We start from the raw sequence: 14,215 nt of genomic DNA, 5'->3' as shown, positions 1-14,215 counted from the left end.
GCCCCCTGGGCTTCCCCACCAGCGGCGAAGTCACTATCCCCGGCGGCAAGTACCAGAACTACCAAGGCGGAGCCATCCTCTGGTCCAAAACCACCGGAGCACAAATCTCCCCCACAGGCCCCATCCGAGACGCCTACCGAAGAGCAGGATTCGAAACAGGCCGCCTCGGGTTCCCCACCAGCGGAGAAGTCGTCTCGGGATCGGGCCGCATTCAGCGGTTCCAAGGAGGCCAGATATCGTCAGACTCTTCCGGCCGGACTTCGATCACCTATCGGTAGGTTTTGGTAAGGCGGCGACTGCACAGTCCACTAGCCCCACTTGGCAGAACGGCCCCAAGTGAGAGATTGTTGCAATTGTTACTTTTGACGCCGGTGCCCTGAAGCAAGGGCACCGGCGATATCTCTCCTTCGAAAGGCTCTTCCTTGCCAGGTATGAATCTCACCCGTGCTGAAGCGCGTGAACGGGCGGAACTGATCAGTGTCGAGTCCTACGACATCAATCTGGACCTGACCCGCGGCGACGAAGTCTTCGGCAGCACCACCGTGGTGCGCTTCGGCGCACAGCCGGGAGCCTCCACCTTCATCGATGCCGTTACGGCCAAGGTGCACCGCGTTACGCTCAACGGCGTCGCCCTGGATCCGGAGGAAGTCTCCGACGGCGTCCGCATCCAGCTGCCCAACCTGGCGGCCAGCAACGAACTGGTCGTTGAGGCCGACGCGCTCTACATGAACACGGGTGAGGGCCTGCACCGCTTCGTTGACCCGGTGGATAACGAGGTCTACCTCTATTCCCAGTTCGAGGTCCCGGACTCCCGGCGGATGTTCGCAGTTTTCGAGCAGCCCGACCTGAAGGCAACGTTCCGCTTCACCGTGACCGCTCCCGGGCACTGGGACGTCATCTCCAACTCCCCCACGCCCGAGCCCGTCCGCGCCAGCGCGGAGGACGCAGAAAAGCCCTCAGCCACCTGGTCCTTCGAACCAACACCGCGGATCTCTTCGTACATCACGGCACTGATCGCCGGTCCGTACCAGTCCGTCCGTTCCGAACTCACGAGCTCCGACGGGCGAACTATCCCGCTGGGCGTCTTCGCCCGCAAATCGCTGATGGAGTACCTGGACGCAGAGAACATCTTCGAGCTCACCCGACAGGGCTTTGAGTTCTACGAAGCCCAGTTCGGCACTCCTTATCCGTTCGAGAAGTACGATCAGCTCTTTGTGCCGGAGTTCAACGCCGGTGCCATGGAGAACGCCGGCGCCGTCACGTTCCTGGAGAGCTATGTCTTCCGCGGGCGGGTGCCGGATGCAACGGTTGAACGCCGCGCCATCACGGTCCTGCACGAGCTGGCCCACATGTGGTTCGGCGACCTGGTCACCATGCGCTGGTGGAATGACCTGTGGCTGAACGAATCCTTCGCGGAGTTCATGTCCGCCCTGGCCGCTGCCGAGGCTACCGAATTCAAGCAGGCATGGACCACCTTCGCGTCCATGGAGAAGGCCTGGGCCTACCGGCAGGACCAGCTGCCCACCACGCACCCGATTGTGGCCGAGATTCGTGATCTGGAAGACGTCCAGGTCAACTTCGACGGCATCACCTACGCCAAGGGCGCTTCCGTGCTGAAGCAGCTGGTGGCCTGGGTTGGCCAGGACAAGTTCATGCAGGGAGTCCGCGAGTACTTCGGTAAACACTCCTGGGGCAATACTGAGCTGTCCGACCTGCTGTCCGAGCTGGAAGCCGCAAGCGGCCGCGACCTCAGCCAGTGGTCCGCCCAGTGGCTGGAGACTGCAGGTGTCAACACGCTGCGCCCGGTTATTGAAACGGACGACGACGGCGTGATCACTTCGTTCGCCGTCGCGCAGTCCGCGGTGGCCGAGTACCCGATGCTGCGGCCGCACCGCCTGGCGATCGGCTTCTACAACACGGCCGAGGACGGCAGGCTCCGCCGTACGCACCGCGTGGAACTGGACGTCGACGGGGAGCTGACGCCGGTTCCCGAGCTGACGGGCCACCAGCGTCCCGACCTCATCCTGCTCAACGATGACGACCTGGCGTACGCCAAGATCCGCCTCGACGACGCGTCCTGGCACCTGGCCACCCGCCGCCTGCGGGACATCGCGGAATCGCTGCCGCGCACCCTCGTGTGGGCGTCGGCCTGGGACGCCACCCGCGACGGGGAAATCCCGGCGCGCAACTACGTGGAACTGGTCCTGCAGAACATCGCCTCGGAGTCCGACTCCTCGGTGGTGCAGGTCCTGCTGCGCCAGCTCGCGACCACGCTGACGTTCTATGTGGCGCCCCAGGACCGCGAGCCCATGACTGCCGCCGCAGCGGACAGCCTCTGGGACCTGGCGCGCGCCGCAGCGCCCGGTTCTGATTCCCAGCTGCAGTTCGTCAAGGCCTTCGCCGCCCACGCACAGACCCCCGAACAGCTCGACTCGGTTGCCGCGCTGCTCTCCGGCGACCTGGTCCTGGACGACCTGGAGGTCGGTTCCGACCTGCGCTGGGAACTCCTCACCGCACTGGTGGCCGGCGGCCGGATGGGCGAGGCCGAAATCGCGGCCGAGTTGGATCGCGACGCCACGGCCACCGGCCAGCTGGCCGCTGCCGGAGCCCGTGCGGCTCTGCCGTCAGCCGAGGCCAAGGCTGCGGCCTGGGACGCAATCGTCGTCCGCTCGGATCTGCCCAACGCTGCGCAGCGGGCAGCCATCGGCGGATTCAGCCGGGTCCACGACACTGCGCTCCTGGAACCGTACGCCCAGCGGTACTTCGATTCGCTGCGTGATGTCTGGGCGACCCGTACCCACGAAATCGCCCAGCAGATCGTCGTCGGCCTGTATCCGGCACGGCTGACCACACAGGAAACCGTCGACCGCACGGACGCCTTCCTTGATTCCCTCGGTGACGAAGCTCCGGCGCTGCGCAGGCTGCTGCTGGAGAACCGCGACGGCGTCGTGCGCGCGCTGAAGGCCCAGGCAGCCGACCGCTAGCCAGCAGGCTCCCCCAGCCCGCCGCGTTCGTGCCGGATTCCGGTCCCAGCTCCTGGGACTGGGATCCGGCACGGTAGCTTAAAGCTGTGAACCTCTCTGAACACCGCTACGGCGTGAGCCTCGAATGGACCGGAAACCGCGGCACCGGCACGCAGACCTACCGCGGCTACGGCAGGGACCATGTGCTCCGCGCCCCAGGTCTGCCGGACCTGCCGGGCACTGCGGATCCCACCTTCCACGGCGACCGGGACCGCTGGAATCCGGAGCAGCTCCTGCTCTCGGCACTTGCCCAGTGCCACATGCTTTCCTACCTCCATGTAGCCGTGAAGAACGGCATCAGCGTCGTGTCCTACCAGGACGACGCCGAGGGAACGCTGCGGCTGAACCGGGATGGAAGCGGCGAGTTCACCTCTGTGCTGCTGCGTCCCGAAGTCCATATCTCGGACGGCTCGCCGGAACTGGCCACCTCCCTGCATGAGGAAGCTCACCGGCTGTGTTTTATAGCCCGCAGCGTCAACTTTCCGGTGGAGCACGCGGCCCGCACGATCGTCTGACCCGGCCGCCGGAAACCGTTCCGAGGGCCGTTCGGCAGTAGGCTAGGTAGGACCCCTCCCCCAAGGCCAAAGGACATCCAGCACCTGTGCAGCTAACGGCAACGACTGACACCCCAGGCATCGAAGTGAGCGAGTTCGATTTCAGCGGACTCCTCGAAGGCGGCATTATCATCCTCGCCGCCATGATTCTCTGGCTGGTGGCCCGCTTCCTCATCGCAAAAGTAGTAGCCCGCGCCCAGAAAGGCTCCACCCTCCTGCAGTCCCAGCGGCTGCGCTGGGCCCAGCCGGTGATGCGCAACCTGGATAACAAGAGGCGGGCACAGCGCGCGGACACCATCGGTGCCCTGCTGCGCAGCTCCGTGAGCGTAGCCATCTGGACCGTTGCAGTCATCATGGTGCTGGGCGCTATTGGAATCAATGTTGCGCCGCTGATCGCGAGCGTAGGCATTGTGGGCATCGCCCTGGGCTTCGGTGCCCGGGAAGTCATCCGCGATGCCTTGGCCGGTTTCTTCATCAGCATTGAAGACCAGTACGGAATCGGCGACGTGATCGAGGTAGGCGCCATAACCGGCACTGTCCAGTCCGTAGGCATTCGCATCACCCGCCTCGTCGATGAACGCGGGGTCGTCTGGTACATCCGCAACGGGGAACTCGCTATGATCGGCAACCGGTCCCAGGGCACCTATGTCCCCCCGGCCGAACCAGCCGCAGCCCCCGCGCAGGCAGCACAGGAAGAAGACAGCAAATGACCGAGCCGTCCCGTCCCGGGCCGTCACTGCCGCTGACGGCAGCCGCACCGGGGACCGGTTTCAATACTCCCGCCTACAATTTTTACGAGGCCGTAGGCGGCCATGACACGTTCGTAAAGCTCGTCGACGTGTTTTACGATGGCGTCGCTGAGGACCCGCTGATGCGGCCGATGTATCCGGAAGAGGACCTGGGACCGGCCAAGGAGCGGCTTCTGCTGTTCCTTGAGCAGTACTGGGGCGGTCCCAAAACCTACGGCGAACTGCGCGGCCACCCGCGCCTGCGGATGCGTCACATGCCGTTCGAAGTCACCCCGGCGGCAAGGGACGCATGGCTGCGCCACATGCGCGCCGCCGTCGACTCCCTCTCACTTGCACCGCTGCACGAAGCAACGCTCTGGGACTATCTTGAGCGCGCGGCGCACTCGATGGTCAACTCGGCTTAGAACAGGACCGACGGCGGACGCACCAGCACGTGCCCCGTGCTGGTGCTCAGGCGCTGCCACCGGCCGTTGCTGAACAGCGCTGCGGTTCCTGTCTTCGGCAGGAAGCCCAGGGTCAGTGCCGCGAACGCCGCACCGGCCGGCAGCTGTGACGTTAAGCCGGCAACCGGTTCGCTCCAGACAGGTACCCGGACATTGCTGATCATCGCTGCGCCGGGGTTATCCGGAATCCGTGCCGCTACCTCTTTAATTCCGCGGTGTGCGGTCTGCTCCAGCAGGGTGGCGTCCACGTCTTCCTCGCGCTGCCACCCGCCGCGCGGAGCAGCGATTCCGGCCCAGCTCTCGGAAACTGTCACGGGCGGAACCGGAAGTTCCGTTCCTCCGTCGTCCAGCCGGGCCAGCCGGTCCGCGACTGCGGAAAGCTGGACCGTTGTATCCAGCTCGGCGGGAACGGCCAGCGGCATGGCACGCATGCCAATGACCGTGGGCATGGCCTCGCCGAGGACCCGGGGCCGCAGCACGCACACGTAGGCGGCCAGCACTCCCCCGACCGCCTGCAGGCGCACAGCGCCGTCGTCGGCACTGCGTGCCCGTGAAACGAAGTTGCGCAGGTCGGCGGTGACCTGTGGATCAGCGAGCACGAGGCTCTGCGCCTGCGTCATTTCGCTGCCTCCGAGACTGCGCCGCGAAACGGTACGCTGCTTCCTGCCCAGCTTTCCAGGATCTCCCGCTGCCGCTCGGAAAGCGGTTCCGGGCGCCCGCTTTCCCGCCCAACCATGACCATGGCCGCTTCAGCCACGGCGTAGACGTTTGCGCTGTCCTCATCAGTGAGCCGGAATCCGTAGGAGAAGCTGGACCGGCCGACGGCGCTGACCCAGATTTCAATCCAGACGGGGTCGGAACGGTAGGTCAGCGGGGTCAGGTATTCGATTTCCTGCCGTGCCACCAGTGTGCTGCCCGTTTCCCGGGTGACGCTGCGGAAGGTCTCCCCCTCGGCACCACTGCCCGCTTTGTCCGGTACCCCTGGCAGGGGAAGCAGCGAGAGACGCACCCGCGCCTCTTCAAGGAACTGCACATAACGGACGTTGTTCACGTGACCGTTGGAATCCTCATCGCCGAAACGAAGCTGGATGGGAAAGCGGTTTATAGGCATGCCTGCCATCTTCTCAGGAGAAGCCCCGGGGAGGCGAAAGCGCCTGCGGGCACCAGACTCCCGACTATGTGACCTTCGTCCGGCTCAGCAGCGCAACCGGTCCAAATGTTGGGCCTTACCTGCGCGTACGTCTAATCTCGGAATTGGCCCGCGGTTCGACGCCGGCCAGGATCCATGGATACCGCCCGCTAGGAGACAGACCCACATGGCATCAGCCGAAGACTTTGACCCGACCGCCGCCCTGATCGACCTGCTCGATCTCAGCGATGCCGGAGGGGCGAAAACCGACGAGGACATCTTCGTGGGCGGCTCCCAGCACGAACCACGCAAGCGGGTCTTCGGCGGACAGGTACTAGGGCAGTCGCTCGTAGCCGCGGCCCGGACGGTCCCCGCCGACCGGCTCATGCATTCGATGCACGGCTATTTCCTGCGTCCCGGAGATACCGAAGTCCCCATCACCTTCGGCGTGGAGCGCCTGCGTGACGGGCGCTCCTTCTCGGCCCGCCGGACGCATGCGTACCAGAACGGTGTGCCTATTCTGTCGCTGATTGCCTCCTTCCAGGTGCCGGATGAGGGTCTGGACCACCAAATGCCCATGCCCGAAGGCATCCCGGATCCGGAGTCGCTTCCAACCACGGCGGAGCTGCTGTCCGGATTCGACCACCCGGTGGCCAAAGCCTGGTCCTACTACCGGCCCATGGATATCCGCCACGTATCCCAGCCCGTCTATTTCGAGGCTGATCCGGTCCGCACGGCCCGCAACGCGGTGTGGATGAAGACGTTCGGCCCCATGCCCGATGACCAGAACCTGCACCGGGCTGCCCTCGCCTATGCCACTGACTACACCATCCTCGAACCCGTGCTGCGCAGGCACGGCATCTCCTGGGCAACGCCGGGCATGTCGGTGGCCAGCCTGGACCATGCCATGTGGTGGCACCGTCCGCTGCGCGTGGATGAGTGGCTGCTTTATGTCCAGGAATCCCCCAGCGCTTCGGGCGCCCGCGGCCTGTCCTCGGGACGGATATTCAACCGCAGCGGTGAACTGGTAGCCACTATCGCGCAGGAAGGAATGCTGCGCCTTCCGGACGTTTCCGCCGCCCGGTAACGCCCGTCCCTGCCCGCCGGCAGCGACCCGGACCGGATAATACGAAAGCGCCCTGCCAGCCGGCAGGGCGCTTTCGTTTTTTGGCCGGAGCCGCGGACTAGTCGCGGGTCAGGCGGCGGTGCGTCACACGGTGCGGCTTGGCGGCGTCGGCGCCAAGGCGCTCAACCTTGTTCTGCTCGTAGGCCTCAAAGTTCCCTTCGAACCAGTACCAGTTCGACGGATTCTCGTCCGTGCCTTCCCACGCCAGGATGTGCGTGGCCACACGGTCCAGGAACCAGCGGTCGTGGGAGACCACGACGGCGCAGCCGGGGAATTCGAGCAGCGCGTTTTCAAGGCTGGACAGCGTTTCGACGTCAAGGTCGTTAGTGGGCTCATCGAGCAGCAGCAGGTTTCCGCCCTGCTTCAGGGTCATGGCCAGGTTCAGGCGGTTGCGCTCACCGCCGGAGAGCACACCTGCCTTCTTCTGCTGGTCCGGGCCCTTGAAACCAAACGCGGAGACGTAGGCGCGGGACGGCATTTCAACCTGGCCAACCTGGATGAAGTCGTGTCCGTCGGATACAACCTCCCAGAGCGTCTTGTTGGGGTCGATGCCGCCGCGGGACTGGTCGACGTAGGAGATCTTGACGGACTCGCCGATCTTCAGGTCGCCGCCGTCCAGCGGTTCCAGTCCAACGATGGTCTTGAACAGCGTGGACTTACCGACGCCGTTCGGGCCGATAACGCCGACGATCCCGTTGCGGGGCAGGGAGAAGGAAAGGCCGTCGATCAGCTTGCGGTCACCGAAGCCCTTCTCCAGATCCTTGGCTTCAAGCACCAGGGATCCGAGCCGCGGTCCCGGCGGAATCTGGATCTCTTCGAAGTCCAGCTTGCGGGTCCGCTCTGCCTCTGCAGCCATTTCCTCGTAGCGGGCCAGACGGGCCTTGGACTTGGTCTGGCGGCCCTTGGCGTTGGAACGGACCCAGTCCAGTTCGTCGGCGAGGCGCTTGGCCAGCTTCTGGTCCTTCTTGCCCTGAACTTCCAGGCGGGCACGCTTCTTCTCGAGGTAGGTCGAGTAGTTGCCCTCATACGGGTAGAGGTGTCCGCGGTCTACTTCGGCGATCCACTCGGCCACGTGATCAAGGAAGTAACGGTCGTGGGTCACGGCCAGTACAGCGCCGTGGTACGAGGAGAGGTGCTGCTCGAGCCACAGCACACTTTCAGCGTCGAGGTGGTTGGTGGGCTCATCGAGGAGGAGCAGGTCCGGCTTCTGGAGCAGCAGCTTGCAGAGGGCAACGCGGCGGCGCTCACCGCCGGAGAGGACAGTTACATCGGCGTCCGGCGGCGGGCAGCGGAGGGCGTCCATCGCCTGCTCGAGCTGGGAATCGATGTCCCAGGCGTCGGCAGCATCGATGGCTTCCTGCAGCTTGCCCATCTCTTCGAGCAGCGCGTCGAAGTCAGCGTCAGGCTGCGCCATCTCTTCGGAGATCTCGTTGAAACGCTGGATCTTCGCGTAGATCTCGCCCACGCCTTCCTGGACGTTGCCCAGGACAGTCTTTTCTTCGTTCAGGGGCGGCTCCTGCAGGAGGATGCCGACGGTGTAGCCGGGGCTGAGCCTGGCCTCGCCGTTGGACGGGGTATCCAGGCCAGCCATGATCTTCAGGATGGTGGACTTACCCGCACCGTTTGGCCCCACCACGCCGATCTTGGCGCCGGGGTAGAAGGACATGCTTACGTCGTCGAGGATAACCTTGTCGCCAACGGCCTTACGGGCCTTGGTCATTGTGTAGATAAATTCCGCCATGATCTCAGGCTAGTGCGTCGACGCCACTAAGTGCCATTTTGGGTGCCGTCCGCTTTGGGCGGTTTCGAGCGGCCGCTCGCATGCAGCGGGGAAAGGCCGAGTCCTAGCGGTCGTCGCCCAGCAGGCACTGGCCGTTCGCGAGCACAGGAACTGTTGTCAGCGCGACCTTTCCTCCCCGGATCTCCCCTACGAGACAGTCCGTCCCATCCGGTGCAGCCGAGACAATCGAATCCACGGCAAGTCCGGTTGGCGTCCCGTCCTGGGATACCTCTACCGATTCAGGGCTGAAGCCGGCACTTGACCAGGCTGCACGCACAGCGTCGCGGGATGGAGCCGCATTCGCAGCCACCAGTTCGCCCAGTGCCGCCTCGACAGCCTGGGCACGGGCCGGAAGACCCGCGGCGGCTTCCGCCGTGACATCAGCTTTCGCGCCGGCGGACGATTCCCCGGGCGGCACCTGACCGGTATCGGTACCCGTGCAGCCGGAAAGAGCCACCACCAGGCCCGCCCCTGCGGCTGCCGCTGCCCACCGGCGCCGATGGGTACCTAACCGCTTCGCTGCCATCATCCTGACATTGTGCCACGCACCCGTCTGGAGTCAGTATGCCGCGGGCTCCGGCTCGGACCGCTGCGCGGCACCCTCGATGTCTTCCGCAAGGTCCCCGATACCGCTGGTGCTCCCGTAGTCCGCACCCGCGCCCAGCAGTTCGCCGGTTGAAAGGTCAACGTCCGCCCCGAACGAGCCCTCGCTCCCCTCATCTGCTCCGTTCACGCCTGCCGGCCCCTCAACAGCCCGCGGCGCCGCACGCTCGGCCGTATTGCGCCGGAAGTTGGCTGTCCACCACATGAGGTCGTGCCCGACGGCGTCGGCGTCAATATCAACCGAGGTTCCGCTCCTTCCGGCGTCGGTTGCCCACTGCCGTACCTTGAGCCGTCCGGTCACGATGACACGGTCTCCCTTATGAAGGCTCACGCCGGCGTTCGTGGCCAGCTGCCGGAACATGGAAACGGAAAACCAATTGGTGTGTCCGTCCAGCCACAGCCCGGTTTCCCGGTCGAACCGGCGTTCCGTGGTGCACATGCGGAAGCCGGCGATCGCCAGACCGCTGTCCGCCGTCGTCGTGCGCACCTCTGTTGCCACGAAACCCCGGATGGTGATGGTGTCGGTCATCGCTCTGCCCTTCTGCTGCCGTTCGGTGCCGGCGGTTGGGCCGGTTGGAACAGTCTTTCCAGCGCGGCGCGGGAGTGGTTGTACCGGACCGGAATCGTGGACGGACGGGTTCAGGCAGGCCAATATCCGCAGATGTGGAGGAGAAGACGCCTACAGGTAAAAGGCCAGGACATGAGTGAAGCCCCCGGCGCACTGTACGGCTCTGAGGGCTTCGTCCCTGGTGCCCCCGGCGCGACTCGAACGCGCAACCTACGGATTAGAAGGCCGTTGCTCTATCCATTGAGCTACGGGGGCAGACCAATCGATGATACTACGCACCGGCCACCGGCCCGGCACCCGAACAGCGCCGCGGCCTGCGGAAACGGTCCGAACCACGGCGCCGAAAAAAGGTTCTTGAAAATTTTCATACATCTGCATCCAAACTCCGGGTGCTGCAGGTAAAGGAGGTGTAGGCCACAAAGAGCCAGGGGCACAGCACCCGGCACGCAACCATTAGGAGAAGCCATGCGCAAGACCACCACACTTTTCGCAGCAGCCGGGCTGGCAGCCGCCGCGTCACTGGCAGCCGCACCCGGAGCGTCGGCAGCAGATGAGGCCCAGCTCTCGGTGTTCCACGGTGTCCCCGACACCACCGTGGACGTCTACGTCAACGGCGAACTTACGCTGGACGACTTCACGCCCGGAAGCATGGCCGGCCCTCTCTCCCTCCCCGCGGGCAGCTACGAACTCGCCATCACCGCTCCGGACGCCGCAGACGCCTCCGCGCCGATCATTGGCCCGGTAACGGCCGATCTGACCGCAGGAGGGAACTTCACGGCAGTAGCCAACCTCTCTGCCGACGGCACCCCGACCGCGAACCTTTACACCAACGACACATCCACCATCGAGGCCGGCAAATCCGGCCTGACCGTCCGCCACGTGGCTGCTGCCCCGGCAGTCGACGTACTCGCGAACGGCAGCCCGGTGATCACCAACCTCGCCAACCCCGAGGAGAAGACCCTAACGGTAGACCCGGGAACGATCTCAGCATCCGTTGCGGCAGCTGGAACTACTGACCCGGTAATTGGCCCGGCCGACCTGACCCTGCCTGAAGGCGTGCACACCATCGTCTACGCCTGGGGTTCCCTGGAGGCCGGTAACCTGGCCCTCGCCACCCAGACCATCGAAGGCATGGAAAGTGCTCCGAATGCAGTTCCCGGCGCCCTGCCCGCAGCCCAGGACAACAACGCCGGCATCATGCTCGCTGCCGCCGGCGGCCTGACGCTGATGGCGCTGGCCGGAACCGCCGTGGTGGCCCGCCGCCGCCCCGTGGAAGCCACCTCGGCAGAGTAGTCCACGGGCGTGGAGCGCCGCTGAAGGATTGAAGGTGCAGTGCGGCCGGCCCAACGGCTGCACTGCACCTTCCGGCTCCCTGAAACAACGCCTATCCCCGGAAACACTAAGCACAATCCCGAATTACCGAGAGGTCTTCTGACATGCACCAGCCCGGACGCACACGCAGGAACCTGGCGGCTGCCTGGCTCGCTGCCGGCGCACTGGCACTCGGGTCCTGCGCATCCGTCCCGGGTGCCTCGGAACCGGCACCCACCGGGCCCACTGCGACGGCGGGCCAGGCACAGACACAGTCCCCTGCATCCCCGCAGTCACTGCCTCCGGAAAAAACATCCGGCATTGCGATCCGTCAGGCCACGCCTGAAGCAGCTGCGGCCGTCCCGGCACCCGTCCGGGTCCAGGTGGAAGGAACCGGAATCGACCTGGAGGTGGTCCCGGTGGGCGTTGAGGACAACGGTGCCATGACAATTCCCGACAACCATGTCCAGGCAGGGTGGTACGAGTACGGCCCTGCGCCGGGATCTGACGACGGATCTTCGGTCCTGGCCGCCCACGTTGACTCTCAGACAGAGGTGCTTCCCATTGCGGGGCTCAAGAACGTGGCACCGGGAACCCGGGTCACTGTCACGCGCGAGGATGGCTCCCAGGTCGTCTATGAAACCCAGCAGGTTGAGAACATCGCCAAGCGATCCCTCGACGGACACCGCCTCTTCGACCGGACGGGAGACCACCTGCTCAAGCTGGTCACCTGCGGTGGGAAATGGCTCGACACGGAGAACGACTATGAAGATAACGTTGTGCTCACGGCAACCCCGGTATCATAGGGAAAATCCGAACGCGCATGTACTCCCGCGCTGCTCCTCTACAGGCCAACGGCAGGAGAACTTCACCGATGTCACCCGGTGCCCCCGAGCGGGACGACGGCCTGGACCAGGCTTTCGCCGCAGGTGAGGAGGCAGCACTCGCAGAGGCTTACCGCCGCTTCGCGCCGCTGGTCCGCACCATGTCCCTGCGCCGCCTTATTGACGCAGGAGCAGCTGACGACGCCGTGCAGGAGGTCTTCATCCGGGCCTGGCGGTACCGTGAAACCTACTCCCCCGAGCGGTCCACGCTTGCTGCCTGGCTGGTGGGCATAGCCCGCAACGTGGCCGCCACGATGACGTCTTCGAAGCTCCGTGAAGAGGATGTCCTCGAAGGCGCAGCGGCCGCAAGCGAGCGAACCGGCACCGGAGGCCCGGATCCGGAAGGAGTCGCTGACAAGGTTGTCCTGGACGCCGAGCTCGTCCGCCTGGGCGAACCGCAGCACTCAATCCTGCGGCTTGCGTTCCACGAAGACCTGACCCACCAGCAGATTTCGGAGCAGCTCAGCCTGCCTCTGGGAACCGTCAAGAGCCACATCCGCCGGGGACTCATCCAACTGCGGCAACGATTGGAGGTAAGCGATGCAGCACCTGCACGATGATGCATTGGCCCTCCTGGCCCTGGGTGAGGAGCCCAGCGCGGAAGAGTCCGCCCACCTTGAACAGTGTGAGCAGTGCCGCACTGAGATCAGCGCCTACGGGCGGGTAGTCAGGGCAGGAAGAAGCACGGTTCCTGACGGGTCCGTTCCTCCCACTGCTGTCTGGGCCGGTATCCACGAAGCACTCGGCCTGGATCCTTCCCTGAGACGGGATCCCCTGGAAGACCAGCAGGAGCAGGATCCCGCCGAAGCCGCGGGCAGAAGTCCCGGCCCGGCAGGACCCGTCTCCCTGGCCGAGGAACGGCGCAGGCGGCGCGGAACAAAATGGCTGGCTGCGGCCGCGGCTGCAGCCGTGGTTGCCGGGGCAGCGACCTGGGGCGTGGTCCGGGGGCTCGCACCCCAGCCTGAGGTTATAGCCTCTGTGCCGCTGGAACCGCTGCCCTCGTACAGCGATGAGGGGACAGCGACTGTCGACCTGCTGCCGGACGGGGAACGTGAACTCGTCATCACGTCCAGCAGCAGCGATGCCGACGGCTACCGGGAAGTCTGGCTGATCTCCCCGGACATCACGTCCATGGTCAGCCTGGGTGAAATGGAAGGGACCGAGGCGCGCCTGAAGATCCCCGAGGGCCTGGACCTGAGTGCGTACCCGATCGTGGATATCTCTGATGAGCCCTTCGACGGGAATCCTGAGCACTCAGGCAAGTCGATACTGCGGGGCCAGTTGGAGCTTTGACCTGGGCAGCTGATTTTTGGAACAGGCTCGCCGCCGGTTTCACACGGGCTGAAGGCCTGGACGCGCAGCCATGGGTTCTGGCAGCGGTCGCCGCTGTGGCGGTCCTGCTGTCCGTACCCGGGCGGACCTGGCGCTGGTTTGGCCTGTTCGTGACGTTCGTCCACGAACTCGGGCACGCTTTCGCGGCACTCACCGCCGGCCGCCGCATCACCGGAATCGAACTCCGGTTCGACCATTCCGGGCAGATGCGCAGCCTCGGCCGAAACGGCTTCGGGGCTATGTGGGCCGGGTTCTGGGGCTACCCCGTGCCCGCGCTGACGGGCCTTGCCCTCGTCTGGGCGGCGCAGACAGGCTGGGCTTCAGCGGCCCTCTCGATTGGGGTGCTCGTGCTGGTTGCCGCGCTGGTCTTCATCCGCAACGTCCAAGGCGCAGCTATTGCGGCCGCCTGCGCGGCGGCGGCAGTGCTGCTGCTCTGGTTCGTCCCGCAGGTTCTTGCCGCCTACGTGACGGCGTCCCTTGGAATTGCCCTCCTGGTCGGTGCCGTGCGCGACTGGCTGAACCTCGTGAGCGTGCACACCCGGCGCCGCAGCGCACTGCAGTCGTCGGATGCCTGGATCCTGGCCCAGCGGTCAAATGTGCCCTCCGCGGTGTGGCTGCTGCTGTTCGCCGTGGTTATTGGTGCCTGTACCGTGGCTGCGGCCCTGCTGCTGTCCTCTGCTGCAGGCCTGACCGGCTGAAGGGAACCCGCGGAC

The 14,215-nt window shown here is 65.3% G+C and carries 16 protein-coding genes and 1 tRNA gene; 11 read left to right on the top strand and 6 right to left on the bottom strand.

All coding sequences use genetic code 11. From position 1 onward, the window contains the following. Positions 1 to 5 precede the first annotated feature (5 nt). The 5 genes from NGB94_RS12230 (at position 6) to NGB94_RS12210 (ending at position 4,730) form a co-directional block, all read left to right on the top strand. The gene (locus tag NGB94_RS12230; protein ID WP_325790919.1) at positions 6 to 278 is read left to right on the top strand and encodes a hypothetical protein; all 273 of its coding nucleotides are present in this window, start codon (positions 6 to 8) and stop codon (positions 276 to 278) included. Between the two features lie 153 nt (positions 279 to 431). After that, positions 432 to 2,984, top strand: coding sequence for an aminopeptidase N (pepN, locus tag NGB94_RS12225; RefSeq protein ID WP_325790918.1), 2,553 nt, complete (start codon positions 432 to 434; stop codon positions 2,982 to 2,984). Positions 2,985 to 3,070: 86 nt separating this feature from the next. Beyond that, positions 3,071 to 3,538: an OsmC family protein gene (locus NGB94_RS12220; protein ID WP_325790915.1), complete on the top strand. Its 468-nt coding sequence runs from the start codon at positions 3,071 to 3,073 to the stop codon at positions 3,536 to 3,538. Positions 3,539 to 3,663: 125 nt separating this feature from the next. Next, positions 3,664 to 4,287 (top strand): mechanosensitive ion channel family protein, encoded by a 624-nt coding sequence (locus tag NGB94_RS12215; protein WP_325790914.1) that lies wholly within the window; start codon positions 3,664 to 3,666, stop codon positions 4,285 to 4,287. Beyond that, positions 4,284 to 4,730 carry a globin gene (locus NGB94_RS12210; protein ID WP_325790913.1) on the top strand — a complete coding sequence of 149 codons (447 nt, stop codon included), beginning with the start codon at positions 4,284 to 4,286 and terminating at the stop codon, positions 4,728 to 4,730. The genes NGB94_RS12215 and NGB94_RS12210 overlap by 4 nt, the downstream gene beginning before the upstream one ends. Here the strand turns inward: NGB94_RS12210 and NGB94_RS12205 are convergent. Both NGB94_RS12205 and NGB94_RS12200 read right to left on the bottom strand, forming a co-directional pair. Then, a complete protein-coding gene (locus NGB94_RS12205) occupies positions 4,727 to 5,389 on the bottom strand; it encodes a hypothetical protein (RefSeq protein WP_325790912.1) in 663 nt (220 codons plus the stop codon). The genes NGB94_RS12210 and NGB94_RS12205 overlap by 4 nt on opposite strands. After that, positions 5,386 to 5,880, bottom strand: coding sequence for a thioesterase family protein (locus NGB94_RS12200; RefSeq protein ID WP_325790911.1), 495 nt, complete (start codon positions 5,878 to 5,880; stop codon positions 5,386 to 5,388). Before NGB94_RS12200 ends, NGB94_RS12205 begins: the two co-directional genes overlap by 4 nt. A gap of 205 nt (positions 5,881 to 6,085) precedes the next feature. On the opposite strand from NGB94_RS12200, the gene NGB94_RS12195 reads away from it, so the two are divergent. Continuing rightward, a complete protein-coding gene (locus NGB94_RS12195; RefSeq protein WP_325790910.1) occupies positions 6,086 to 6,985 on the top strand; it encodes an acyl-CoA thioesterase II in 900 nt (299 codons plus the stop codon). Between the two features lie 97 nt (positions 6,986 to 7,082). Here NGB94_RS12195 and ettA read toward each other — a convergent pair whose 3' ends face one another. From ettA to NGB94_RS12175, 4 genes are all read right to left on the bottom strand, one after another. Then, positions 7,083 to 8,765 carry an energy-dependent translational throttle protein EttA gene (gene ettA / locus NGB94_RS12190; RefSeq protein WP_325790909.1) on the bottom strand — a complete coding sequence of 561 codons (1,683 nt, stop codon included), beginning with the start codon at positions 8,763 to 8,765 and terminating at the stop codon, positions 7,083 to 7,085. 103 nt (positions 8,766 to 8,868) lie between these two features. Further along, positions 8,869 to 9,333 (bottom strand): DUF6993 domain-containing protein, encoded by a 465-nt coding sequence (locus NGB94_RS12185; protein WP_325790908.1) that lies wholly within the window; start codon positions 9,331 to 9,333, stop codon positions 8,869 to 8,871. Between the two features lie 30 nt (positions 9,334 to 9,363). After that, positions 9,364 to 9,936, bottom strand: a complete 573-nt coding sequence (ssb, locus tag NGB94_RS12180; RefSeq protein ID WP_325790907.1) for a single-stranded DNA-binding protein — start codon at positions 9,934 to 9,936, stop codon at positions 9,364 to 9,366. 218 nt (positions 9,937 to 10,154) lie between these two features. After that, positions 10,155 to 10,230, bottom strand: a tRNA-Arg gene (locus NGB94_RS12175). Between the two features lie 210 nt (positions 10,231 to 10,440). On the opposite strand from NGB94_RS12175, the gene NGB94_RS12170 reads away from it, so the two are divergent. The 5 genes from NGB94_RS12170 to NGB94_RS12150 all read left to right on the top strand — a co-directional run bounded on the left by NGB94_RS12170 (position 10,441) and on the right by NGB94_RS12150 (position 14,200). Next, the gene (locus NGB94_RS12170) at positions 10,441 to 11,268 is read left to right on the top strand and encodes a DUF4397 domain-containing protein (RefSeq protein WP_325790906.1); all 828 of its coding nucleotides are present in this window, start codon (positions 10,441 to 10,443) and stop codon (positions 11,266 to 11,268) included. Between the two features lie 143 nt (positions 11,269 to 11,411). Next, positions 11,412 to 12,092, top strand: coding sequence for a class F sortase (locus NGB94_RS12165; protein ID WP_325790905.1), 681 nt, complete (start codon positions 11,412 to 11,414; stop codon positions 12,090 to 12,092). A 68-nt stretch (positions 12,093 to 12,160) separates the two neighbouring features. Further along, entirely contained in the window at positions 12,161 to 12,730 is a 570-nt protein-coding gene (locus tag NGB94_RS12160) for a sigma-70 family RNA polymerase sigma factor (protein ID WP_325790904.1), read from the top strand. Continuing rightward, positions 12,711 to 13,463 (top strand): anti-sigma factor, encoded by a 753-nt coding sequence (locus tag NGB94_RS12155; protein WP_325790902.1) that lies wholly within the window; start codon positions 12,711 to 12,713, stop codon positions 13,461 to 13,463. Before NGB94_RS12160 ends, NGB94_RS12155 begins: the two co-directional genes overlap by 20 nt. Next, on the top strand, positions 13,460 to 14,200 hold the full coding sequence (locus tag NGB94_RS12150; RefSeq protein ID WP_325790901.1) for a M50 family metallopeptidase: 741 nt from the start codon (positions 13,460 to 13,462) through the stop codon (positions 14,198 to 14,200). Before NGB94_RS12155 ends, NGB94_RS12150 begins: the two co-directional genes overlap by 4 nt. Positions 14,201 to 14,215: the final 15 nt, after the last annotated feature.

Origin of the sequence: Arthrobacter koreensis (assembly GCF_035792275.1) — a bacterium.
Taxonomy (GTDB): Bacteria; Actinomycetota; Actinomycetes; order Actinomycetales; family Micrococcaceae; genus Arthrobacter_B; species Arthrobacter_B koreensis_A.
The sequence above is the reverse complement of the archived record's forward strand: the minus strand, read 5'-3'. Positions and strand labels throughout refer to the sequence as shown.